Source organism: Clostridium sp. (genome assembly GCF_050717545.1).
Taxonomy (GTDB): domain Bacteria; phylum Bacillota; class Clostridia; order Clostridiales; family Clostridiaceae; genus Clostridium_AD.
On record NZ_JBOITN010000030.1, the window covers coordinates 72763 to 95683 of the forward strand.

General features: G+C 29.6%; 24 protein-coding genes. 3 read left to right on the forward strand and 21 right to left on the reverse strand.

Annotated features, from left to right (window positions below; all coding sequences use genetic code 11):
* Window positions 1-475 precede the first annotated feature (475 nt).
* Window positions 476-1669: a DUF4317 family protein gene (locus ACREVX_RS08190; protein WP_431543686.1), complete on the forward strand. Its 1194-nt coding sequence runs from the start codon at window positions 476-478 to the stop codon at window positions 1667-1669.
* A 45-nt stretch (window positions 1670-1714) separates the two neighbouring features.
* On the opposite strand, the gene ACREVX_RS08195 is transcribed toward ACREVX_RS08190, so the two are convergent.
* The 7 genes from ACREVX_RS08195 to ACREVX_RS08225 all read right to left on the reverse strand — a co-directional run bounded on the left by ACREVX_RS08195 (window position 1715) and on the right by ACREVX_RS08225 (window position 7911).
* Window positions 1715-2401, reverse strand: coding sequence for a response regulator (locus ACREVX_RS08195; RefSeq protein ID WP_431543687.1), 687 nt, complete (start codon window positions 2399-2401; stop codon window positions 1715-1717).
* On the reverse strand, window positions 2394-3977 hold the full coding sequence (locus tag ACREVX_RS08200) for an ATP-binding protein (protein ID WP_431543688.1): 1584 nt from the start codon (window positions 3975-3977) through the stop codon (window positions 2394-2396). Before ACREVX_RS08200 ends, ACREVX_RS08195 begins: the two co-directional genes overlap by 8 nt.
* 35 nt (window positions 3978-4012) lie before the next feature.
* Window positions 4013-4372, reverse strand: coding sequence for an FMN-binding protein (locus tag ACREVX_RS08205; protein ID WP_431543689.1), 360 nt, complete (start codon window positions 4370-4372; stop codon window positions 4013-4015).
* A gap of 76 nt (window positions 4373-4448) precedes the next feature.
* Window positions 4449-4643 carry an ABC transporter permease family protein gene (locus tag ACREVX_RS08210; protein ID WP_431543690.1) on the reverse strand — a complete coding sequence of 65 codons (195 nt, stop codon included), beginning with the start codon at window positions 4641-4643 and terminating at the stop codon, window positions 4449-4451.
* 63 nt (window positions 4644-4706) lie between these two features.
* Window positions 4707-4865: a hypothetical protein gene (locus ACREVX_RS08215; protein ID WP_431543691.1), complete on the reverse strand. Its 159-nt coding sequence runs from the start codon at window positions 4863-4865 to the stop codon at window positions 4707-4709.
* 58 nt (window positions 4866-4923) lie between these two features.
* Window positions 4924-5895: a polyprenyl synthetase family protein gene (locus ACREVX_RS08220; protein WP_431543692.1), complete on the reverse strand. Its 972-nt coding sequence runs from the start codon at window positions 5893-5895 to the stop codon at window positions 4924-4926.
* Window positions 5896-6063: 168 nt separating this feature from the next.
* Window positions 6064-7911: an FAD-dependent oxidoreductase gene (locus tag ACREVX_RS08225; protein ID WP_431543693.1), complete on the reverse strand. Its 1848-nt coding sequence runs from the start codon at window positions 7909-7911 to the stop codon at window positions 6064-6066.
* Between the two features lie 446 nt (window positions 7912-8357).
* Here ACREVX_RS08225 and ACREVX_RS08230 point away from each other — a divergent pair, with 446 nt between their 5' ends.
* Complete coding sequence (locus ACREVX_RS08230) at window positions 8358-8597, forward strand: aminotransferase class III-fold pyridoxal phosphate-dependent enzyme (protein ID WP_431543773.1); 240 nt, start codon at window positions 8358-8360, stop codon at window positions 8595-8597.
* A gap of 146 nt (window positions 8598-8743) precedes the next feature.
* Here ACREVX_RS08230 and ACREVX_RS08235 read toward each other — a convergent pair whose 3' ends face one another.
* The 3 genes from ACREVX_RS08235 to ACREVX_RS08245 form a co-directional block, all read right to left on the reverse strand.
* Complete coding sequence (locus ACREVX_RS08235) at window positions 8744-9109, reverse strand: hypothetical protein (RefSeq protein WP_431543694.1); 366 nt, start codon at window positions 9107-9109, stop codon at window positions 8744-8746.
* A 144-nt stretch (window positions 9110-9253) separates the two neighbouring features.
* Window positions 9254-9988, reverse strand: a complete 735-nt coding sequence (locus tag ACREVX_RS08240) for a TIGR03915 family putative DNA repair protein (RefSeq protein ID WP_431543695.1) — start codon at window positions 9986-9988, stop codon at window positions 9254-9256.
* Window positions 9981-11243 carry a putative DNA modification/repair radical SAM protein gene (locus ACREVX_RS08245; RefSeq protein WP_431543696.1) on the reverse strand — a complete coding sequence of 421 codons (1263 nt, stop codon included), beginning with the start codon at window positions 11241-11243 and terminating at the stop codon, window positions 9981-9983. Before ACREVX_RS08245 ends, ACREVX_RS08240 begins: the two co-directional genes overlap by 8 nt.
* Before the next feature lie 151 nt (window positions 11244-11394).
* On the opposite strand from ACREVX_RS08245, the gene ACREVX_RS08250 reads away from it, so the two are divergent.
* Entirely contained in the window at window positions 11395-11889 is a 495-nt protein-coding gene (locus ACREVX_RS08250; RefSeq protein WP_431543697.1) for a methylated-DNA--[protein]-cysteine S-methyltransferase, read from the forward strand.
* A 1-nt stretch (window position 11890) separates the two neighbouring features.
* Here ACREVX_RS08250 and ACREVX_RS08255 read toward each other — a convergent pair whose 3' ends face one another.
* The 11 genes from ACREVX_RS08255 to ACREVX_RS08305 form a co-directional block, all read right to left on the reverse strand.
* Window positions 11891-12097 carry a hypothetical protein gene (locus ACREVX_RS08255; RefSeq protein ID WP_431543698.1) on the reverse strand — a complete coding sequence of 69 codons (207 nt, stop codon included), beginning with the start codon at window positions 12095-12097 and terminating at the stop codon, window positions 11891-11893.
* 250 nt (window positions 12098-12347) lie between these two features.
* Window positions 12348-13826: a stage IV sporulation protein A gene (gene spoIVA, locus ACREVX_RS08260; protein WP_431543699.1), complete on the reverse strand. Its 1479-nt coding sequence runs from the start codon at window positions 13824-13826 to the stop codon at window positions 12348-12350.
* Between the two features lie 176 nt (window positions 13827-14002).
* Window positions 14003-14995, reverse strand: a complete 993-nt coding sequence (locus ACREVX_RS08265; protein WP_431543700.1) for an NAD(P)H-dependent glycerol-3-phosphate dehydrogenase — start codon at window positions 14993-14995, stop codon at window positions 14003-14005.
* Between the two features lies 1 nt (window position 14996).
* Entirely contained in the window at window positions 14997-16313 is a 1317-nt protein-coding gene (gene der, locus ACREVX_RS08270) for a ribosome biogenesis GTPase Der (protein ID WP_431543701.1), read from the reverse strand.
* Entirely contained in the window at window positions 16313-17650 is a 1338-nt protein-coding gene (locus ACREVX_RS08275; RefSeq protein WP_431543702.1) for a DUF512 domain-containing protein, read from the reverse strand. The genes der and ACREVX_RS08275 overlap by 1 nt, the downstream gene beginning before the upstream one ends.
* 295 nt (window positions 17651-17945) lie before the next feature.
* Window positions 17946-18770, reverse strand: a complete 825-nt coding sequence (locus ACREVX_RS08280; RefSeq protein WP_431543703.1) for a substrate-binding domain-containing protein — start codon at window positions 18768-18770, stop codon at window positions 17946-17948.
* A 108-nt stretch (window positions 18771-18878) separates the two neighbouring features.
* Window positions 18879-19535, reverse strand: coding sequence for a phosphate signaling complex protein PhoU (phoU, locus tag ACREVX_RS08285; protein ID WP_431543704.1), 657 nt, complete (start codon window positions 19533-19535; stop codon window positions 18879-18881).
* Between the two features lie 61 nt (window positions 19536-19596).
* Window positions 19597-21300 (reverse strand): two-component system histidine kinase PnpS, encoded by a 1704-nt coding sequence (gene pnpS, locus ACREVX_RS08290; protein ID WP_431543705.1) that lies wholly within the window; start codon window positions 21298-21300, stop codon window positions 19597-19599.
* Between the two features lie 2 nt (window positions 21301-21302).
* On the reverse strand, window positions 21303-21998 hold the full coding sequence (locus ACREVX_RS08295) for a response regulator (RefSeq protein WP_431543706.1): 696 nt from the start codon (window positions 21996-21998) through the stop codon (window positions 21303-21305).
* A 96-nt stretch (window positions 21999-22094) separates the two neighbouring features.
* Window positions 22095-22550, reverse strand: a complete 456-nt coding sequence (gene nrdR / locus ACREVX_RS08300) for a transcriptional regulator NrdR (RefSeq protein ID WP_431543774.1) — start codon at window positions 22548-22550, stop codon at window positions 22095-22097.
* Window positions 22551-22628: 78 nt separating this feature from the next.
* On the reverse strand, window positions 22629-22889 hold the full coding sequence (locus ACREVX_RS08305) for a YlmC/YmxH family sporulation protein (RefSeq protein ID WP_431543707.1): 261 nt from the start codon (window positions 22887-22889) through the stop codon (window positions 22629-22631).
* Window positions 22890-22921 lie beyond the last annotated feature (32 nt).

The window sequence follows — 22921 nt, forward strand, 5'->3', positions numbered from 1 at the left end:
TTATATTATATATTTTTTTATTAATATTAAATTGGTTTACATTTTGATGTTAGTTTACATAATTCAAATTATGTAAACTAACATCAAATCATATCAACTTTAAATATAAAATACCTTTATCATATGATATAATTAGTTTATAAATTGACAATATATAAGTATAGATTGGAGGCAGAGCAATTCAGCTAGTAAACTGGAATAATAATAATCTATATTGTGGTAAATGTGGTATATTAACTCACAACGTTGATAGAGAGATGTCAAAAAAATGTCCAAAATGCGGACTTTCGAATTATCCTAGGATATCGCCGGCAATTATTGTAGCTGTTATAAATGATGGAAAATTACTTCTTGCCCATAACACCAACTGGAATAAGCATTGCTAAAAAATTAATAAACTGGTTTGTAGAAAATTATTAATATTTTTTTATTTTCATATTCATAGTATAAAATAATAGCGAAAAGAGGTCTGATTATGAATAAAAAAGAGTTGGCAGACATAAGAAAAGAGTTTAAATTAGATAGTAGTATGATGAAAATCCAGGAAATTTATAGTGTTTATCTAAAAAAGGATAATGTGCAAATTGATTATGAGCCAGTTATTCATTCAGAGTTTGATTACTTTGATAGAATGGATATGGATAAAAAAGACTTATTTCTTAGAAATTTCAAGAAAGTTCTTACAGGTGCTCTTGACACTAAAATTTTCGAGTTGGATTTTCAAAACATTGAAAAAGAAGATGAAGAAATAGAAGAAGATAATACTCAAAACATATTAGCTAACGCTTTAAAAGCAACAGATAAATCTCAAATTGAGAATCACATTAATAAACTTATAAAAAAAATTGCAGCAAATTATAAATATGAAACTGACATAGTTGTTACTTTTATTAAAGCCGAATACTGGCTAGGTTCTAGCCATAGAAACATGGATGCAGATGAAAGCATTGATGATGCAGTTCAATCCTTTAATTTTATTTTATCAAGTATAAATAAAATAGATATCCCCAAAAGAACCCTTAAGTTTGATTATGCTGATAAAGAATTCAAAGCGAATTCAGCATTAGATACAGTCATCAATCTTAATTCTCCTTTAGAGGGCTTCATGTACCCTAGTTTAACTAGCGGATATTCTGATGTGAATAAAATTTTATATTACGCATCAAAACCTAAAGAATTAAATACCTCATTTATTGAAAATGTTCTTAACTGTGGTTTTAAATTTACTGCTGAAGATGAAAAAAATTGCTTTAGTGATATACTAAAATCTATAATTGGGGACAAGATAAGACCTGAACTTATGCAAGACATTTATGTGAATATATATGAAATTTCACAGCAAGCTGAAGACGGTGAAACTCCTACTCTTGGTGCCCCGGATGTTAAAAATATCCTTAATAATTGTGGTGCTGAACTCTTATGCGATATAGAAACCGCTTTTGAAGAAACTTGTGGTAGTAAGTATGAGTTTAAAATAAATAATATTGTGCCTGAATTCAATTCTAAATCTATCAAGATTACTAGCGAAATGGCGAATATTACTTTGACCCCTAAAGATCTAAATTCAGTCAGACAGGTAAGAAACAAGGATGGAAGACGATGCCTCCTTATTGAAATAGATGAGGATATTGTTATAGAAGGATTTAAATTAGAAACTGAAGAATTTTAGCATGGAAAATAAAAACATTAGTGCATTTTAGTAGCACTAATGTTTTTATTTTATTCTATATTTGTTTTTAGGTCTACCAACCTTTCCATATTCCATTTCAACCAAAAGCTTATTCTCCTTTTCTAGATAATCTAGATATCTTCTAGCTGTTATTCTAGAAACACCAATGTTTTCTGCTATCTGATCTGATGTAAAAGAATTATCATTCATCTGCGTAATACCACCTATTACTTTTTCATAAGTGTATTGGTTAAAACCCTTAATGTCACCGACGTTTTCATTGTATTCTATTGTGTGTTGGTTATCTTTTATAGTATATTTATCAATAATTGACTGTTCCACATTATTTATATTTTTAAAACTATTTTTTCTGGTCTTAAATTGAAGCAGTGCTTCCTTAAATCTATTAAACATAAATGGCTTTACTAAATAGTCCACAGCTCCATATCGAAATGCTTCTTCTACAGTTTCCGTGTTCCTATCTGCAGTAATTAAAATAACATCGCATTTTAAATTTTCCTGGCGAATCCACTTTAATAAGTCTGTGCCTTTTCCTTGAGGGAAAAAAACATCTAGCAATACAAGGTCAAGGTTACCATCTAATATAGCTTCTTTTGCTTTTTGAATTGAATTAACACTATCATATAATATAAACCCTTCAACCTTTTTTAAAAATTTTTCATTAATCTCCCTTACCATAGGATCATCTTCAACAATAAGCACTTTAATCATATTTTCTACCCCTTTTCATCGGTATATATATATCCCATATAGTACCATTATCTTGCAGAATATTTATATCTCCACCAGCATAATCTATTATTTGCTTTATTATGCTAAGACCGAAACCTCTATTCCCATCTTTTGTTGTAAAACCGCGAACGAAAATTTTATCTATAATATTATTGTTAATTCCGGGACCATTATCCTGAATCCTAATTCTAAGAGATTCATTATTAGAATTTAATCCAATAAATATTTTCCCGTTTTCAAACTTCACTAATTCTTCAATTGAGTTTTCCAAAAGGTTTCCTATAACAGAACATATTTCATCAACTGTTATATTATCTGGAATTTCATTCATATAAGAATTTGTATCGATTTCTAAAGATATTTTTGCTTCTGTAGCCTTATTGTATTTGGCTAGTAATAACCCTGCTATATGAACATTCTTAATTCTCTTACTAAGTATGTCTAGAACTTCACCTCGAACCTTAGATACATGAGAAATATATTCAATTGCCTCATCATATTCTTCAAGTTGCAATAGCCCTGAAATTGTGTGCAATTTATTCATAAACTCATGATTCTGTGATCTTAAGTCACATGTCATCTTTTTTACTCCTGTTAATTCTTCAGCCATACCCTTAACCTCTGTTAAGTCCTGAAAGCTGGAAACAACGCCAATAATTTCATCTTTATGATTCTTTAATAGTGTGTGGCTACACATAAGAGTTTTATTATCACTTATTTTAATTTCTTGATTGTACACCGATGTCTTGTTCCTTAATACCACCATCATTTCATCTGTATAATTGAAAGTTAACTCTTTAACATTTTTCCCTTTATCCTCATCTTCAAGTTTTAATATATTTTTAGCTGTTTTATTAAATAGTATAATTTCTCCATATTTATCAACAGCTAAGATACCATTTTTCAGATTTTGAAGTATTACATCTCGTTGACCTAAAAGCAGTGCAATTTCTTTTGGCTCAAGACCAAATATACTTTTTTTAATTATATTTGCTAAAATCGCTGCACACGCTATCCCCATTAATAAGCCACCTATTAAGGCTATTTTCAAATAAAACAAGTGTACACTAATTTCTGAGTATACTGTATCAGTTAAAAGGCCTACTAAAACTGCGCCAACCTGCTTTCCATTATAATAAATTGGAACAAAAGCTCTTATGGCCGAAATTAATACGTTTTTATCTTTAGCAACATAAGATTCACCCTTAGTAAGTACATGATTTTCTCCACCATCAGCATATTTTTTTCCTAATGAATTTCCATAAGGATAGGAATATTTTACTCCATTCATATCCATAACTATAATATATTTAAATCTAGTTTTATCTCTAAAACTTTCTATTGTATCTTGAACGGTTTTATAATCATTTGAAGTTGCTAAAGTTTTTTCAATTATATCAATTGATGCAATAGTTACTGCCAAATCCATAGCATTATTCCCCATTTGAGTTTCTACAGAATTCTTAACCTGATAATAAGTAACAGTCCCTATTCCACCAATTACAATTAATATTATAATACTTATAAAAATTGTTAATCTTTGTTGTAGTTTCAATAATACCCTCACCTTATATTATGTTTAATTTATGTTTAATTTATTTTTGCTTTATCTAACCCATTTTTTATAGCACTAATTAGTCCATTACTTGTATATGTAGCTCCAGCTACAACTTCAACCTCAGTGCTATTTGTTTTAATAACCCTAGCTGGAATCTTATTATAAACTGCATCAGCTATAATTGGTATTTCTTGTTGATCTATTATCTTAATTTCTTTTATTTCATATTGATCCGTTTTTATTTGTACTTTTATAGGGCCTACATGTCCCTTAGCATTTCCTTCATATGTCCCTTTTTCATAGATGATAGTCTTAGTACCACAGGCACCTAGTCCGGTTGCTAAAACCATTGCTAAAACTATAATTAAAGTTAGTCCTAGTAATTTTTTCAAATGAGTTTCCTCCCCTGTAACTTAGCGTCCACTTTTAAATAGCTTGTTATTATTATATCATTTTTAAAATGATATGTCACAAATCACCTAATCCAAAAATAAGCATTATTATAGGCAGTAAAGCAATTTTAGGTATTGGATAATTGAAATATACAATTGGAGAAAGGATTACATCAATCTTTTTAAAGTATCCCATTAAAATACCTACTGGTATTCCAATAACCAAAGTCAATAATAACCCTACTATAATCGTTTTTATTAATATTTTCAACCCATTCTTCAAAATTAATTTCAACCTCATAATCGAAAACTTTTCTACCATTTTCCGTGATAACTAAACTCCAATTAGTGCAATTAATATCCAAAATATTGTGACAGCAGAAGGTAACCCTTGTGCTGCCCAAATCATTGATATTAAAGCGAATGGAAGAGAAAATAATGTATGTGAAAACATAACTAATTCCCCATAACTTTTAAGTTTCTTTAATACCATATTCCTTCCACCTCTTATCTATCATTTCATTAAATTCATTTGACATTTCTATGATTAACTAGAAATTACGATTTAATAATTTTTGTGCAATATCTTTTATTATTTCTTTAGTTTTACAGTTAGGTAGCTTTTCTATATAATCAAAAGCTTTTTTCGTATATTTATCAGCTAAGGTTCTAGCTTTATCTATTCCTTTATATTTATTAACCAGTATAATTATATTTGATACATCTTTTTCATTTAATGATGTATTATCTAAAATAGCAGAAATTTTATTATCTGTATCTTCAGATAATGCATATATTAATGGTAACGTATAATATCCTTTTATTAAATCACTTTGAGCACTTTTCCCAAGTTTATTAGTATCACCACTGTAATCAAGTAAATCATCTATTATTTGAAAAGCCATACCTATATAATAACCAACTCGTCCAAGTAGTTTCGAGGTTTTCTCATTACAATTAGATTCTTTTGCTCCAGCGTAAAAACTCATAGCAAATAATGCAGCTGTTTTGCCTGATATAATCTTTATATATTTTTTAAGACTTGTATTTCTTATGTATCTAATATTATATTGGCGTATCTCTCCCATGCATATTTTTGATATTGCTTTTGAAATATCTCTTAATATTTCTGTAGAATATCCAAATTCAGATACCATAATAAAACATTGGCAAAATAAGAAATCACCTATATAAACTGCATATTCCTTGCTATACTTATGCTGCACCGTTTCTACTCCACGTCTAAGTTTAGACTCGTCAATAATGTCATCATGAACTAGTGTTGCCATATGCATCATCTCAATAACTGCTGCTAAATTTTGCATTTTCTTGGCGTCATACTTTCCAAATTTTGCTGCTAATAGTAAAAATGCAGGTCTTAACATCTTCCCACCTGCATTAACTAAAGGAGATATAGCTTCATCAAACTCTTTTTCACTAGATTTCACATTATCTTTAATTAATTCTTTTACATTATCTAGTTCTTTTGCAATATCAGGGTATTTTTCCCAAAATATACTCATTTTATCACCTTTGTCCAATTATTTTTATAGGTTTTATTTTAAATTAATAAATTGCTAATTACCTATTATAAGTATTCCACTACAAAATCGAATGTCCCTTTAAAAATAATTAAAAGGACATTCGATTTATAAAATATTTTCTTTAATTATTATTTAAAAATATGATTATTAATCTATATACAAATAAGATTTTTTAACAAATCTTAGTTTCTTCCAATACTTTTTCAAGATTGGTAATACATAGTAATCCATACCAAATGTACTTCCGGAACCACCTATAAGTGCAACTCCTGCTATTAAGTACCATAACATCTCAGTTGGCGCCATTCCAGAAGTCCAAATCATTGCACCCATTGCAATAGACATAAGGGATGCTAAAGCTGAAAATAATCCAACTATAAGTAATAATCCTACACATATTTCTGCGATTACCATACATGTTTGGAAAACTGCGGCTAAAGTTGTGTATCCACCATCACTTGTATAAAAGAATGTATCCATAGACCATTTAACTATTTTTGCTATAAAATCTGGCACTGGCAAGGCAACTACCGCAGCTGTGGCTCCTTCTACTGCAGTGTCAGCCGCTGCTGTCGCAGCTGTTGCTCCATCAACCACTGGGGCAGGTATTAAGAATATTTTTGAGGGATCTGCTATTATACTAGGTAATTTTGCAAGTCCTTCTGATAGCCACTTATACCCTAAAAACATTCTTAATGGTACTAACCAGAAATTTGGAGATGATTTAGAAAAATATCCACCTAAGAAACTTCTATTATCTTTAACATGAAAAAATTCATGAGATATATATGACCAACATTTGTTAAATCCAGCAACTTGAATGAAGTAAACAACATTTATAAAATGCTTAACAAATAATGCAAAGAATCCAGATAAAGCAAAGAATTTTTTTCCTGTTCCAATGTTTGCTACACCATATTTACCACCTATACATACCATAGCACCATGAAATGTTGGTTTGTAGGCTTTCTTTTCACCGCCTGTTATGTCACTATGAACATTATGTGCAACTAACTCAGCTGATGATTCTGCATTTTCTACCATCTGAGGTAGAGGTCTTTCCTCACCTTCTGGTATAAAGAAAATATTATCACCAACAACTGAAACATTTTTATAATCTAACGATTGAAGTTTATCATCAGTTACTATCCTTTTTCTTCCTTTTTGTTCAATTTCCATATTGCCTATAATATCTGAGCCTTCAACCCCAGCTGTCCATATAACTGTATACGTATCAACTATACCGTTATTTCTTATTGTAGCACAATCTTTAGTAACCTCGGTTATACCGGCATTAGTAAGTACTTTTACCCCTAATTTCATAAGTCTTTTTTTAGTTTTGCCTATTAGCTTGTCTGGAAAATTAGGCAATATCTTAGGCAAATCATCTGCCAAAATTAATGTAACTTCCTCTTCCCCTATATAAAAGTCCTTACATAATCTTTCTTTCCATTCACCTAATTCACCCATCATTTCAACACCGGTAAATCCGCCACCAACAACAATAAAAGTTAATAATTTTTTTCTTTCTTCTTTATTGGTTTGTTTTACAGCTTTTCTGAACATATGAAGAATATGTTCTTTTAATGATACAGCATCTTCGAATGACCATAATTTGTGACAATATTCCTGCGCACCTTTTATTCCAAAGTAAGTTGGTTTAGATCCGGCACCAACAACTAAATAATCATATTCATATGTATTGTTTTCAGATTTTAATTTATTATTTTTAAAATCTAACTCAGTAATTTTATCCATTACAACATTTACTTTTCTTTTCGCAAATATTTTTTTGAAATCAATTCTAATAGAATCTTCCGATACCCTATCTGCGGCTACTTCATGGAGCTCTGTAAGTAATGTATGGTATGGATTCTGGTCTATAAGTGTAATTTCGACATTTTCATTTTTTTTGAATTTTTTAGCCAGTTTCTTTGCAGTTAATACACCACCATACCCTCCACCAAGTATAGCTATTCTTTTCTTTTCACTCATAGTATATTCTCCCTTAGTTTTAAAATTATTATTTATAAATACCTCAACTATAAAATTATAATAATATGTTATTAACATCAAATCTTACCCTTTAATCTTTTATACACTTCTTAGTTAAAATTTTATCACAACAAATTTACCAGTGCAAACAAAGATATAATTTGGTCATTTAAAATATATTTTGTTAATTTAGTTCATATATATATTGACGAAATAACTGTCAACCATTTACATGAGGTTAAGCAAGTGTTATAATTTTTGCGTTATTTACATTTCATTTAATCCTTTATATAATTTTAGTTAAATATATGATTTTATCATGTATTATATTTTTATAACTTTTATAACTTCTTAATTATATTATTTATAGGGGGTACATATGAAAAAAAATTGTTAACACTCACATTAGTATTAACAATTAGTATTAATATTAAAGATATCCAATAATTTATGATGTTCGCGGCAAGGGACTTATGCAAGGCATCGAACTATTAAAAGAAAATGGTGAACCTGCCTTTAAAGAAGCTGATTCTATTTTAGAAATTTTAAAGGGTGAGGGAGTTCTTTTAGGTAAAAATGGACTTGGCAGAAATGTCCTAGCTTTTCAGCCACCTCTCGTTATTACAGAAAATGATGTGGATTTTATGCTGAAAAAATTAGATTTAGCTTTACGTAAATCAAGTTGAAGTTTATATTTAACAAAATGTTACTTATTTAAATTATATTTTTTGTAAATAAATATATAGTTACAAAAAAAACTAAGCCTTAATTGTTAAGTCTTAGTTTTTTTGCTCTAGCTATGTACTTCTACATGGCAATCAACTAACAAATATTACATATTCCTTGGATCAATATCATTAATCATTTTTATATTCCCGTTTACATACCAAGTAGTTTCTTGTTTTTCTACGTTATATACTTTCCCAAGTATTTTAGACTTAGACATAACTCCTGAAAGCGAGCCTACAAATGAAGGTGTATTCAATTGTACTTTCTTGATTTTTTTAGCATCATCCATTTCTTTAGTTATAGTCGGTTTAGGAATAGCATTATTTATTTCTTTACTAGTTTTAGCTGTTTCCTTACTATTAGCTCCTAATTCTTCTAATGTTTTGTAGATTTTTTCCATCATATTTTTTTTTCTTTCAATACTTATACTAGGACTTTCAACTTCTACATATTCTAATGACTTTTTCATATAATCGTTCCTTCCTTTAATTAACAATAACTTATTAATTATCTTCACGTCTATTATATCACGATTATCGATATTTTTAAAATGGATAACTCAAATATAAAAAAAGTAATCCACTTAATAGGGTTAATTCGTGTACTAATTATGTTATTTCATCTCTATTAAATTATTCCAATATTTTTTAGGCATATGTTGCATTTGTAATTTTTCATTACTTCTTTCTTTTATAGAAACACTTTTATGGAATATTTTCCAAAGATTTTGATAAAATAACTCTTCCCTCTCATGACTTTCAAGTTTTTCAAATTTTATATCTCGTAATGTCCATTCATTATTATCATAAACTATACCGATTCTCCGTGTTACATCATGAATAATCCACTTCTCATTGGACAATCTTGATTTAAAGTGATTTCCTATAAGTTCTATAATATTATGTGTAGGCTCAATGGCTGCATACAATATGCCGCCTTTAAATTCCTGAAATCTAACTAATCCCAAAAATCTATGTGCTTCAAGGCCTACCTTTCTAGAATATTTTTCGACTTCATTTACGATTTCATCCGTAAGAAAATCATTAACCTTGCTCCCTATCTTAAAACCTAACTGTATATATTTGAATAATATAAATTCCATTCCAGCAGTTTCCGATAAAAATGCCTGATATATATGAATCAAAGTTTCCTTTGATATTTTATTAATTATAGCTTCAGACACTTTATTTGATTTTACTGTATCAGTTTCTATAAACTTATCCTCATATAACATATCAATACTATAATTATTTTCACTTTCTATATTGTCAGGAGTTTTATTATAGTAACAAGCATATATAGCAGATAAAAACCCATCGAAGCTCCCATCATAAAGATATCTAAACAAATAAATCACTCCTTAAATTAAACAAACTTATTTGTTGAGGTTTATCGAAACTTTCATGATCCAATAAATGATTTTTAAGCCTCGAGCTTTCCATTGACTTATCACCATAAAATTTACCACTACAGGTTATAAAGAATCTAGCTCTCTTAAGCACTACCCCTAGTTTTTTTAAGTTGTCATAAGTAAGATTGCAGAGTCTTCTCGATTTTATAATCCTTGTAGCTGATTTTACTCCTATACCAGGCACTCTAATCAATATCTCGTAAGGGATATTATTTACTTCTACTGGGAATTTATCTAAATTATTTAATGCCCAAAAGGCTTTAGGGTCTAGTTCTAAATCAAAATTAGGATTCAGATTATCTAGCAATTCGTTTGCCTTAAAACCATAATACCGCAGAAGCCAATCTGCTTGGTACATTCTATGTTCTTTTAAAAGTGGTGGAGTTGTTTGTAGAGCCGGTAAATTTGCGTGCTCCATAACTGGTACATAAGCCGAGTAGTACACTCGCTTAAGTCCAAAAGAATTATATAAACCTTCAGTAAGACTAATTACACTTAAATCACTTTCATTTGTTGCTCCTACCATTATCTGTGTACTTTGCCCCCCAGGTGTAAATTTAGGAACTCTAAAACCTTTTTTCTTATATTCATTGGATTCTATTATACTATGTTTAATAAGTCCCATAGGTTTTAATATATCTGCCTTATTTTTTTGAGGTGCTAAGAGTTTTAAGCTTTTCTCAGATGGTAATTCTATGTTTACGCTCATTCTATCTGCATACAGACCTGCCTCATATATGAATTTAGGGTCAGCTCCTGGAATAGCTTTTACATGAATATAGCCATTAAATTTATGAACTAGCCTTAGTTCTTTTATTATTTTAACTAGATTCTCCATAGTGTAATCAGGATTTCCTTCCACAGCTGAGCTTAGAAAGAGTCCTTCTATATAATTTCTTCGATAAAAATTTATAGTCAAATCTACTACTTCTTTAGGAGTAAAACTCGTCCGTTCCAATTCATTGCTAGATCTATTAATACAATATTTACAATCATATATGCACTTATTCGTATACAAAATTTTAAGTAGTGAAATACATCTTCCGTCTTGTGACCATGAGTGGCAAATTCCCGATGATGCTGCATTACCTATACCATCCTTTGTGTTCTTTCTATTCGAACCACTGGAAGAACAAGAAGCATCATACTTTGCTGAATTTGATAATATTTCAAGTTTTCTCATTACATCCATTTATATCTCCTGACAAACGTTTGTTCTTATTTTACCATTGTTTGCACTAAAAAAAAAGAGTTATTTACTGGAATTCATTTAATCCTAGACATAATGAAAATCTTATGATACCTTTGATTTAAAGAAATCATTTTCGCTTAGGAGGCATTTTGTGAACATTGGTTACGATACTTATAATTCGCCTATTGGTCTTATACATGTAGTTGTAGATGAAATTGGATTGAAAAAGGTAGTAATTTTCGAGAACGATTGGATTGAATATACTAAGAAATATGATCCAATTCCTAGAGATAAGAAGTTATGTACAAATGTTATAACTCAGCTAGATGAATATTTCAAAGGTAAAAGAAAAAAATTTGATATACAATTGTCTATGGAAGGTACAATTTTTAGACAAAAGGTGTGGAGTGCCCTTAAAGATATTCCCTATGGGGAAACACGTTGTTATTTGGAAATTGCAAAATCCATTGGAAACCCTAACGCTGCTAGGGCTGTTGGACAAGCTAATAGATGCAACCCTTTGCCTATAATTATCCCATGCCACAGAGTAATTGGTAAAGGTGGAAATTTAGTAGGATATGCAGGAAATAGAATCCCTACTCAAAAACTACTATTACAAATTGAATCATCAAATAATGTTGATTAACTTAATTTAGAATTTTAACAAAATACAATCCATTATCTAAAGTGCTTTGTTCACAACTGAACTTAGTACCTCCATCTATTAGTTCAAAACATACATCTCTAGTACTATTAATATCAAATAGACATATTCCCTTCTCATCTAATGCTTTTACAGCATCTGGATGAATTCCTTCTCTTAATAAGTTTTTTCTAATTTCTATATCTAACATTTCTACATCTCCAACTCTCTACTAGAATTTTGTAATTTATTTAATTATTATTTACTCTATATATAATATAATACACTTTGCGTTTATATTTAACAATAATTGATTAATACTTAAATATACTATAATACCTCACTACGACCAAAAGCCTGCAACCGTTAGGTTACAGGCTTTTAATGACCTATTTTCTTTTGCTTGTATAATTTAATATTCTTTTAATATTTAGTTTAACTTTGATCCGTAAGAAATATTCTTATAATATAATGCAGATCAAACTACCATTACCCTCATTTATAATTCTTTGCAAAGTTTTCTGTATTTTAACTTGAACATCATCAGGCATTTTAAACAACTTGTTCTGAAGACCTTCTTTAACTAATACCTCTAATGATTTACCAAACATATTACTCTGCCATATTTGAGATTTATCATTCTCAAACTGCTCTAAAATTGATTTGTAGAAATCTTCGCTTTGCTTTTCTGTGCCCATAATAGGTGATATCTCTGTTTGTATATCTGCTTTAATAAAATGAAGAGAAGGTGCTGACGCCTTTAATTTAACACCATATCTACCACCATGTTGTACAATTTCCGGCTCTTCTAATGTCATTTCTGATAGGAGTGGTGCTACTAGTCCATATCCCTTCTCCTTAACATCTTTTAATGCCTCAGCAATTTTATCATATTCCACTTTGGCTCTAGAAAATTCACCCATTAGAGTCAATAAATCATTTTCACCTTTTATCTCACAATTACAAGTTTCACCTAGTATTTTATAAAATAATTCATGGTTAGGAGTTATACTAACTCTAGCAGTTCCTTCTCCCATATTCATTTCATCCAGTTTTGCTGAATCTAAGAAATCAACTTCTTTAAAACTTAACAAAGATTTATTTATATCTCTTACTTTAAAAATATCCTTGCTCATATCTTTTAAGAACTTCATAAAACCAACTTTTACCCAGTGTTTAGAATTTAAGTTTTCAATCCATTCTGGCATATCTATGTTAATTTCTTTAACTGGAAATTCTTTAAGAATTCTTTGGAATATATTAGAAATATCTCCTTCGTTCATATTTACAACATCCATAACTTGAACTGGAACATCATATTTTTCTTCAAGCTCTTTTGCTAAAACAGCCGTCTCTGGAGCTGCTGCATTTCTAGAATTAAGCACCATTATGAATGGCTTATTTATAGATTTAAGTTCATCAACCACCCTTGTTTCAGCTTCTAAATACTCTGCTCTTTCTATTCCTGTGATAGAACCATCAGTAGTAATTAAAAGGCCAATTGTTGAGTGCTCATTTATTACCTTTTTAGTTCCTATCTCAGCTGCTTCCTCGAATGGTATCTCATGGTCATACCAAGGTGTATTTACCATTTTAGGAGCATCTCCATCTGCATATCCAATGGCGCCTTTAACAATATACCCAACGCAATCAACCATTCTAACTTTAAATTTAGTTGCACCTTCAAACTGAATTTCAACTGCCTCATTTGGCACGAATTTAGGTTCAGTCGTATGAATTGATTTTCCTGAACCACTTTGGGGAAGTTCATCTTTAGCTCTTTCTTTTTTATGAGGATTGTCTATGTTTGGAATTACCATAAGCTCCATAAATCTTTTTATAAATGTAGATTTTCCAGTCCTAACTGGCCCTACAACCCCTACATAAATATCCCCTTGTGTTCTCTCTGCTATATCTTTATATATATCAAAATTGTCCAAGATATACCCTCCTAATACTTATTATTATCAATATAAATATACTTATGAAACCCATAAATTATTACTACAGATTAAAAATATATTTAAAAAACCGATTTTTTGTTAATGAATAACAAAAATCGGTTTAATATTAGTAATTAGAAGTTTATGAGCTGTAATAATTTCCTAGAATATCATTAAATCTCATCTTTTTTATTCCTTGACATCAATTCGTAAACTCCATATTTTGGATCTTTATTTTCAAATAACACCTTATATAACACATCGGTAATAGGCATAGAAATCTTTAGTTTTTCTTTGAGTTCATAAAAAGCCCTTGTAGCTTTTATACCCTCAACTACCATACCTATATCCTGACAAGCTTTTTCCATAGATATGCCCTTGCCAATCATAATGCCGGCCCTTCTATTTCTACTATGCATACTAGTACATGTTACTATAAGATCACCCATACCTGTTAATCCATAGAACGTTTCAGCTTTGCCTCCAAGTCTTGTGCCTATTCTTATAATCTCACTCATTCCTCTTGTCATAAGAGCAGCCTTTGAATTATCACCATAACCTATACCGTCTGAAATTCCTGCAGCTAATGCAATAATATTTTTAACTGCACCACCTATCTCTACTCCAATAATGTCTTCATTAGTGTAGACTCTAAATTTACTAGTCATAAAAGTATCTTGAACTATTTTTGCATATTCAATTTTTTTTGATGTAACAACTACAGTTGTTGGTATATCTAAGGCAACTTCTTCTGCATGACTAGGACCTGAGAGTATAACTATAGGGTTACCTTTAATTTCCTCTTCTATGACCTCTGAAATTCTTTTTGATGAACCCTCTTCAATTCCTTTTGCTATGCTAACTACAATTTGATTGTCTTTTAAATGCGGCGCTATCCTCTTACTTAAATCCCTAATTGCATGTGAAGGTACTGCTAAAACAATTATATCAGCATTAAATACAACTTTCTCTATTTGCGTAAATGCCGTTACTCCTGCTGGTACGATAATACTGGGTAAATATTTAATGTTTTCTCTCTTAATGTTGATATCATCAATAACACTAAGTTTTCTGTCCCATAAATTAACTGTTATTCCTTTTTTGGCAAGCAATATTGATAATGCAGTACCAAAACTCCCACCACCTAAAAAAGCAACTTTTGACATTCTATGCCTTCCTTTCTCTGAATATAAGTTTTATACCAGTTCCTATAAATTCAAAACTACTTCTCAATTGATTTTCTAAATATCTTTGGTATGAGAAATGTAGCAAATTTGGATTATTTACAAAGAATACGAATGTTGGCGGTTTTGAATCTACTTGAGTAACATAGAAAATTTTAAGTCTCTTGTTTGCAACTGTTGGAGGTTCATTCATAAGTACAGCCTTATTCACAACCTCATTAAGTATACCTGTAGAAATTCTTTTCGAATAATTATCGAAACATTCTTTTATTGTTGACAATACCTTATGTACTCTTTGACCTGTTTTTGCAGATATGAATAAGTATGGTGCATATGCCATAAAGTTTAATCCACCTTGTATTCTTTGTTTATACTCAAGCATAGTTTTAGTATCTTTTTCGATAAGATCCCATTTATTTACTATAACAAAAATAGCTTTCTTCATTTCGTGAGCATAACCAATAATCTTCTCATCTTGATCACTTAGTTCCTCTGTAGCCGTTAGTATCAATATAACAACATCAGCACGCTCAACTGCAGCAAGTGATCTAATAACACTATACCTCTCAATTCCTTGCTCAACTTTACTTTTTCGTCTTATTCCAGCAGTATCTATAAGAATAAATTTACCTTCCTTAGTTTCTAGTTTACTATCTATTGCATCCCTTGTAGTACCTGCAATATCAGTTACTATATTTCTCTCTTCTCCTAGCAATCTATTTATGAGTGATGATTTACCAACATTTGGCTTACCAACCACCGCAACTTGAATATATTCCGCATCTTCTGTGTTTGAATAAACACTTTCAAAATGTGCTACTACTTCATCTAACATATCACCAAGTCCTAAAGCTTGAGTTGCTGAAATAGCAAAAGGCGTACCTATACCTAGATTATAAAATTCAAACGCATTAGCTTCGAGTTCTAGATGATCTATTTTATTTACTACGAGAACTATCGATTTTTTACTTTGTCTTAGCATTTGTGCAACTTCATAATCTGAGCCTGTAAGTCCTTGTTTCCCATCTACAATAAATATTATAACATCCGCTGTTTCTATAGCAATTTGCGCCTGTCTTCTCATTTGAGCTAAAATAATATCTTGACTTTCGACTTCGATACCACCTGTATCAATTATAGTAAAGTTATGCCTAAGCCAATCTGCATCAGCATACACTCTATCTCTTGTTACACCTGGTGTATCCTCAACTATTGATATCCTGTGTCCTGCTAACTTATTAAATAATGTAGATTTACCTACATTAGGTCTTCCTACTATTGCAACTATTGGTTTTGCCATTATTTTTCCTCCTGACTATTTTGGTTTATTATATGGATTAAATCTTCTCCAGAATAATCACATATTAAAACTTTAGTATTTAAGCTTTTTTCTAAATCACTTATTGTAACATTGTCTAAAAAAACTTGCTTATCATTATTCCCAAGTTCATACCCGCTTTTTAGCATATTACTAGAAATCATTAGAAATTCACCTAGGTTTTCACCTTCCATTTGCTTAATTATATCATTTCCTGTTAAAAGACCTGCTACTGTAATAGTCTCTCCAAAAAAATCGTTTGTTATTTCTCTAACATCAATTTTAATCTTATTGTTACATTTTGTAATTATTTGCGCTACCTTCAATATTTCTGCATAAGCTGAGTGGCCTGTTACAAAAGTAAAGCTACCACTATTATTAAGATTTAGTTTTGATATATCCTCATCAATAACACTTCTAAGTAGTCTAATCATACCAATCCCATCTTCAAGTTGAGAATAACCATCATAAAACGACTCATCAGGAACATCAATGCCCGCTACAACATAAAATTCATCAGATAACCTAACAAAAGGTGAGTCTATTTCACTTATATATTTTTTCTGCAATAGTTTAACACTTTGTATTTCCTTTTCTGCAGTATTCTTATCATACAATTTCAAATTAAACAAACCTTTTCTAAACTTTGTTATACCAACTGGTACTACCGCTAGATTTTCAATACTTGGATAAAGTTTATACAAATCTTCAATAGTTTTTATAAGTTCTGGTCCATTATTAATACCAGGACAAGAAACCACTTGACAATTAGTTTTAATTCCTGCTTTAGATAGTTTCTTTAATCTGTCATATACGTTTCCAGCGAATTTATTGTTTAACATTATCTTTCTAAGTTCAACATCAGTAGTGTGAACTGAAACATTTATAGGACTTATATTATATCTTATAATCCTGTCGATGTCTTCATCCTCCATATTAGTTAATGTTACAAAATTACCTTGAAAAAATGATAATCTTGAATCATCATCTTTAAAATATAAGGTATCTCTCATTCCGCCAGGCAATTGGTCAATAAAACAAAATATACACTTATTATGACAACTCTTTGGCCTATCTAAAATGGCATCAACAAATTGAATTCCCAAATCTTCATCATAATCCTTTTCAAATTCAATTTCGCAAATCTCTCCATCTACTTTTTCAATTTCAATTGTAAGAAGTTCATCTGTAATTAAAAATTTGTAATCTATAATGTCTATTACGGCATTGCCATTTATACTAATTAATCTATCTCCTACTTCTAACTCAATTTCTTCTGCAATACTTCCTGGAAGTATCTTAGCTATTTGATTTTTCATTTTTACCTCCTGCTTTACCATACCCTTATAGATTTAAGAGTTTATGAAGAATTAGACATATTATATTAAGATTAAATACCACTTTTAACCATATAACAATATAATTTACTCTAAGCAATAGCCTAATAATAAATTATAGTATTCCATTGAATATATTACATGAATTAAATACCTAAGTCAACGTAATAAACCATAAAAGAAGAAAAAAATGCATATATCGCCTATTTTTAAGTTTTTAACTAACCCAGTCTTAATAATTTATTACAGAATAAAAATACCTCCTAAGAAGGAGGTACTAAAATGCTTCTATGCAATATTTTCTTATAATCTTTTTACCGTCTTCACTGTTAAAATACTGAAAAAGTTCCTTTAACATTGTTTCTTTTTCTTTAGAATAATATAATTTTATTGGGACTCTTAACGAGTAGAGTTTATTTTTCAAACTAGAGGTAGTAATTTCAATACCTCCCAATTTTAAGAACTTACTTTCTTTATTATACCACTGTCCTGGTATAAAACCTATAGCATTCTTATCTTGAGCAACAAAATTTTTCATTTCTTCTACACTTGATACATATTGAGTCTTTTGGCTCATTTCTTCTTTTACTGGAGTATCCTTTATTTGAGTATCAAATCCTTGTTGTACTAAATTAGAAGTCTCCTTAAAAGCCACAGGAACTATTGTATTTGAATCCCAATTTAACGATTCCCAATTTATTATTTTACCAGTAAATATTTTTTTTAATTCTTGATTTGAGATGCTACTAACTGTATTACTTTTGTTAACAATAACGCCTATCCCATCATAAGCTAATATTTCATTTTTAATTTTCTTATTATCTTGCTCAACATAACCAATCAATACATCTACTTTGGAATTATCTAGTTCATTAAAAGCACTCTCTCTCTGAGCTGTTTCCAAAGTAACTACAGAGTCATTATTTAAATTATAATCACGTACTAAATCATTTACCATAGGAAAAACTGTATCTTCACAAATTATTTTAATGCTCTTAGGCTTTTTTTCTTTACTTAAGGAAAGTTTGTTGCATCCTGTTCCTATCATTAGTATACTAATACAAAAAAATATTGAAAAAATTATTAATCTTTTTTTCTCCATAATCACTACTCCACTACAATATTTTAAATATAATACTATCCACCTAGGGTTGATTATTAAATAATATATTTATTTCTTTAAATGTAGTTTTTGTAGAATAAGCAAAATCTATTCGTTTAAATTATTTTTTTCTCCTGTAACTAAATAAATTGTCCATTCACATATATTTGTTGTATGATCTGCAATTCTTTCAAGCCACTTACATATAAATAATAACTGAGTAGCTTGGCTTATTGTATTTTGATCTTTAATCATAATTTCAAGAAGTTCTTTAAATACTTCTTTATATATCTTATCTACATCATCATCTCGTTTGCAAACTGCATAAGCATTCTCTAAATCCCCTGCAACATAGGCATCAAGTGCATCTTTAATCATACTAACTACAATTTCACCCATTATAGGTATATTCACAAGCTGTTTTATGTACTTTTCATCTTTTAACCTCAAAGTGATTTTGGCTACGTCGACGGCATGGTCAGCCATTCTCTCAAGGTCAGTTACAATTTTTGTCGTCGTAAAGATATTCCTTAAATCTATTGCTAAAGGTTGTTGCATAGCAATTAATTTTATTGCTTTATCTTCTATATCTCGTTCCATACTATCGATTATATCGTCATTATTTATTATTTTTTCAGCTTTTTTAGTATCTTGAGTAACTAATGCATCAATACAGTCTTTAATTTGTTTTTCTACAATGCTTCCCATTCTAATCAAATCATTATGAAGCTCTTGAATATTTGCTTCAAACACTTTCCTTGCCATTTTATTCACCTTCCTTATTATATTTCATCAGATTTTCCATGGTTATAAGCCCAGGTAGCTTTTAGTTGCCGAATGGAATTTCAACTATAAAATTGCTACCTTTGCCCAACTGACTTTCTACATATATTTTTCCATTGAATTCAATTACTATATGTTTAACAATTGCAAGTCCCAGTCCTGTGCCACCTTTAGATCTAGAACGAGCTTTATCCACTCTATAGAACCGCTCAAAAAGACGTGGAATTTGCTGCTTAGCTATTCCAACTCCAGTGTCCTTAACCCATAAAATGCATTTATCATCTTTACTCATCGTCCCAATGATGACACTGTTTCCTGTTTCTGAATAGTTTATTGCGTTATCAACTAAGTTTATTAACATTTGTTTAAACTGGTCCAAATCACCTATTAATGTTTTTACGTTCTGATTTTGAAGCGATAACTCAATTCCTTTTAAGTCTGCTGTATTTTTCATTAAGTTATAAACGTCTTCTATAATTTTATTAACATCAATTTTTTGCTTTTTAACTGCCTTATGTTGTTCTATATGTGACAAAGTTAAAATATCTGTAATTAATCTAGTTAATCTTTCAGCTTCTTCATTAATTATATTTAAAAATTTTTCTTTTGTACAAGCATCATCAACATATTTTAGAGTTTCTGCAAACCCTTTAATTGATGTTAGAGGTGTTTTCAGTTCATGTGATACATTAGCAACAAATTGAGTTCTCATATTTTCTAGTTTTTTTACTTCTGTTATATTTTGAACAACTGCTACAGTACCAATATGCTCACTTTTATTAATTATATCCGCAGTTTTTATTCTAAGGTCTCTTTCTTTTGGCCAAACTATCTTTATTTCCTTATAATTATTATCGCTCTTATTTAATATATTTTCTAATTCAAAATTTCTTATATTATCCATAAGATTTTGTCCAATAATATCTTTAGTAATACCAAATATTTTTTTAGCATAGGGATTAATCATTATTACTTTATTTTTCCTGTCTACAGCAATGACTCCACTATCCATACTTTGCAGTATTGCCTCCAACCTATTTTGTTTTTCAGTAACTTCATTTAATGTAAACTCCAATTTATCCGCCATCTTATTAAAATTTTTGGCTAGCTCACCTATTTCACCGTCTGAAAATGTTCTAATTCTTCTGTTAAATTCACCCTTGCTAATTCTAGAAGTAATAAATGTCAAATCTATAATAGGTTTCACTATAGTATAAGATAATTTGAGGGAGAACCAGATAGACATTATAGCCGAAAATATTATAGCTAATATGTAAAACTTAAAATACTTACTACTTAGACCACTCACAATTTTAAGAGGCATCGAACTTCTAATAATAGTATCCTCACCAAAAACAGTTGCAAAATACATCATATTCTTTTGAGTAGTTTTACTATATCTTATAGAAAATCCATTTCCACTTTTTCTTGCTTTTATTATTTCAAACCTTTCATTATGATTATCCATAGTTTCCGCATCTATAGTTGAATCATAAATAATTTTACCATTTTTATTAACGTAAGTAACTCTAAGTTCTGAATGAGCTAAGTTCTGCGTGAAAAATTTCTTTTGGTCCTTTAAATTATTACTTTCTAATAAACTAATTATCATATTGTTATTTGTTAGAAGTTTATCTTTCAGATTTTGCTGGTACTCGTAATTAAATATAGATATAATTAATGCTGTAACTACTACAAAAATAAAAATTACAGTACTTAATAAATATATCAATAATTTTTTTTTCATAGTTACTCTCCTAAATTAAATCTATAGCCTATACCCCTGATAGTCTGGATATAAACTGGATTTTTATCGTCATCTTCGATTTTTTGTCTTAGATGTCTTATATGCACATCCACAGTTCTTGTTTCTCCTACATATTCATAACCCCATATTTTATCTAATAAGAAGTCCCTAGTCATAACTCTACCTTTATTTTTTATTAGTATCTGCAATAATTCAAATTCCTTTAATGTTAAATCAATTTTGTTTTCACTTTTAGTAACCTCATGTTTACCAAAATCAATAATTAAATTACCAAATTTAAAAATATTTTCAACTAAAGTTAAATTACTTCTTCTGAGTATAGCTTTAATTCTAGCTACTAGTTCCCTAACTGAGAATGGTTTTGTAATATAATCATCAGCACCAAGTTCAAGTCCTATTATTTTGTCTATTTCTTCTCCTTTTGCCGTTATCATTATTATTGGCATATTTAACATATTTGAGTCCTTTCTTATCTCCTTACAAACATCTAATCCATCCATACCAGGTAACATCAAGTCTAATAACATAATTTGTGGTAATTGTTCTTTAGCAATTTTTATTGCATCTATACCATTATCGGTACATATAACCTTATACCCACTCTTCTCCAAATTAAATTTTATTAACTCCTGTATATGCTCTTCATCATCAACAACTAATATTTTTTCTTCAGCCATATTAATCCCTCCATATGTTATTGTTTATAACAATAATTACAAGTATTTTCAAAGTTTTCTATTAATTCCGCTCAAAACAAAAAATGCCTAAGGTTTTCACTCCTTTGACATTAATTTTCTTATCTCTTCCATAAAAGTATTAATATCCTTAAATTGTCTATAAACCGAAACAAACCTAACATAAGAGACCTCATCTACATTTTTTAACTTGATCATGATAATTTCTCCAATATAATCAGATTTTACTTCTGTAAGCATTTCATTGTTTAACTGTTTTTCTACTTCATCACAAATGGCTTCAATTTGCATTCTTGATACTGGTCTCTTTTGACATGCCTTAATAAGTCCATTTAGTATTTTTGTTCTATCAAAGTATTCTCTTTTAAAATCTTTTTTTATTACTAAAATAGGTACATCTTCTACTTTTTCATAAGTAGTATATCTTTTAAAACAGCTTAGGCATTCTCTTCTTCTTCTTATGGCAATATTATCATCTGTTGACCTAGAATCAACTACTTTACTTTCCTCACAGCTGCAATATGGACACTTCAATGGTATCACGCCCTTTTTCTAGTATAATTAGTAGTTATACTATCATTATACACTTTTCCGATAAAATAAAGTAGTCTGTTATTCATTTTCCATAATTACATCACTGCCATCTACAAGAATCACATCCACACCAATTTTTTTCACTTTTTCCCATGGTATCTCAATACTATTATTTTTATTGAACCAAGATGACTTATGAGTTGGGAGTATTATTGAAATAATTCTGTAGTCATCACAATCAACTTTTAAATCCTTGATATATCCCATTTTCGATCCTGAATTCATATCTATAATTTCCATCTGTCTTAAGTTATTTATTGCAAACATCAAGCTTTCCATTTTATTCCTCCTACAATGGTTTAAAACCTCTA

Excerpts from the sequence above, each read along its gene's own strand:
- ACREVX_RS08190 (WP_431543686.1), top strand. The coding sequence starts at position 476 with ATGAATAAAAAAGAGTTGGCAGACATAAGAAAAGAGTTTAAATTAGAT.
- ACREVX_RS08195 (WP_431543687.1), bottom strand. The coding sequence starts at position 2,401 with ATGATTAAAGTGCTTATTGTTGAAGATGATCCTATGGTAAGGGAGATT.
- ACREVX_RS08215 (WP_431543691.1), bottom strand. The coding sequence starts at position 4,865 with ATGGTATTAAAGAAACTTAAAAGTTATGGGGAATTAGTTATGTTTTCA.
- ACREVX_RS08220 (WP_431543692.1), bottom strand. The coding sequence starts at position 5,895 with ATGAGTATATTTTGGGAAAAATACCCTGATATTGCAAAAGAACTAGAT.
- ACREVX_RS08225 (WP_431543693.1), bottom strand. The coding sequence starts at position 7,911 with ATGAGTGAAAAGAAAAGAATAGCTATACTTGGTGGAGGGTATGGTGGT.
- ACREVX_RS08235 (WP_431543694.1), bottom strand. The coding sequence starts at position 9,109 with ATGAAAAAGTCATTAGAATATGTAGAAGTTGAAAGTCCTAGTATAAGT.
- ACREVX_RS08245 (WP_431543696.1), bottom strand. The coding sequence starts at position 11,243 with ATGGATGTAATGAGAAAACTTGAAATATTATCAAATTCAGCAAAGTAT.
- ACREVX_RS08255 (WP_431543698.1), bottom strand. The coding sequence starts at position 12,097 with ATGTTAGATATAGAAATTAGAAAAAACTTATTAAGAGAAGGAATTCAT.
- ACREVX_RS08265 (WP_431543700.1), bottom strand. The coding sequence starts at position 14,995 with ATGTCAAAAGTTGCTTTTTTAGGTGGTGGGAGTTTTGGTACTGCATTA.
- der (WP_431543701.1), bottom strand. The coding sequence starts at position 16,313 with ATGGCAAAACCAATAGTTGCAATAGTAGGAAGACCTAATGTAGGTAAA.
- ACREVX_RS08275 (WP_431543702.1), bottom strand. The coding sequence starts at position 17,650 with ATGAAAAATCAAATAGCTAAGATACTTCCAGGAAGTATTGCAGAAGAA.
- ACREVX_RS08280 (WP_431543703.1), bottom strand. The coding sequence starts at position 18,770 with ATGGAGAAAAAAAGATTAATAATTTTTTCAATATTTTTTTGTATTAGT.
- phoU (WP_431543704.1), bottom strand. The coding sequence starts at position 19,535 with ATGGCAAGGAAAGTGTTTGAAGCAAATATTCAAGAGCTTCATAATGAT.
- pnpS (WP_431543705.1), bottom strand. The coding sequence starts at position 21,300 with ATGAAAAAAAAATTATTGATATATTTATTAAGTACTGTAATTTTTATT.
- ACREVX_RS08295 (WP_431543706.1), bottom strand. The coding sequence starts at position 21,998 with ATGGCTGAAGAAAAAATATTAGTTGTTGATGATGAAGAGCATATACAG.
- ACREVX_RS08305 (WP_431543707.1), bottom strand. The coding sequence starts at position 22,889 with ATGGAAAGCTTGATGTTTGCAATAAATAACTTAAGACAGATGGAAATT.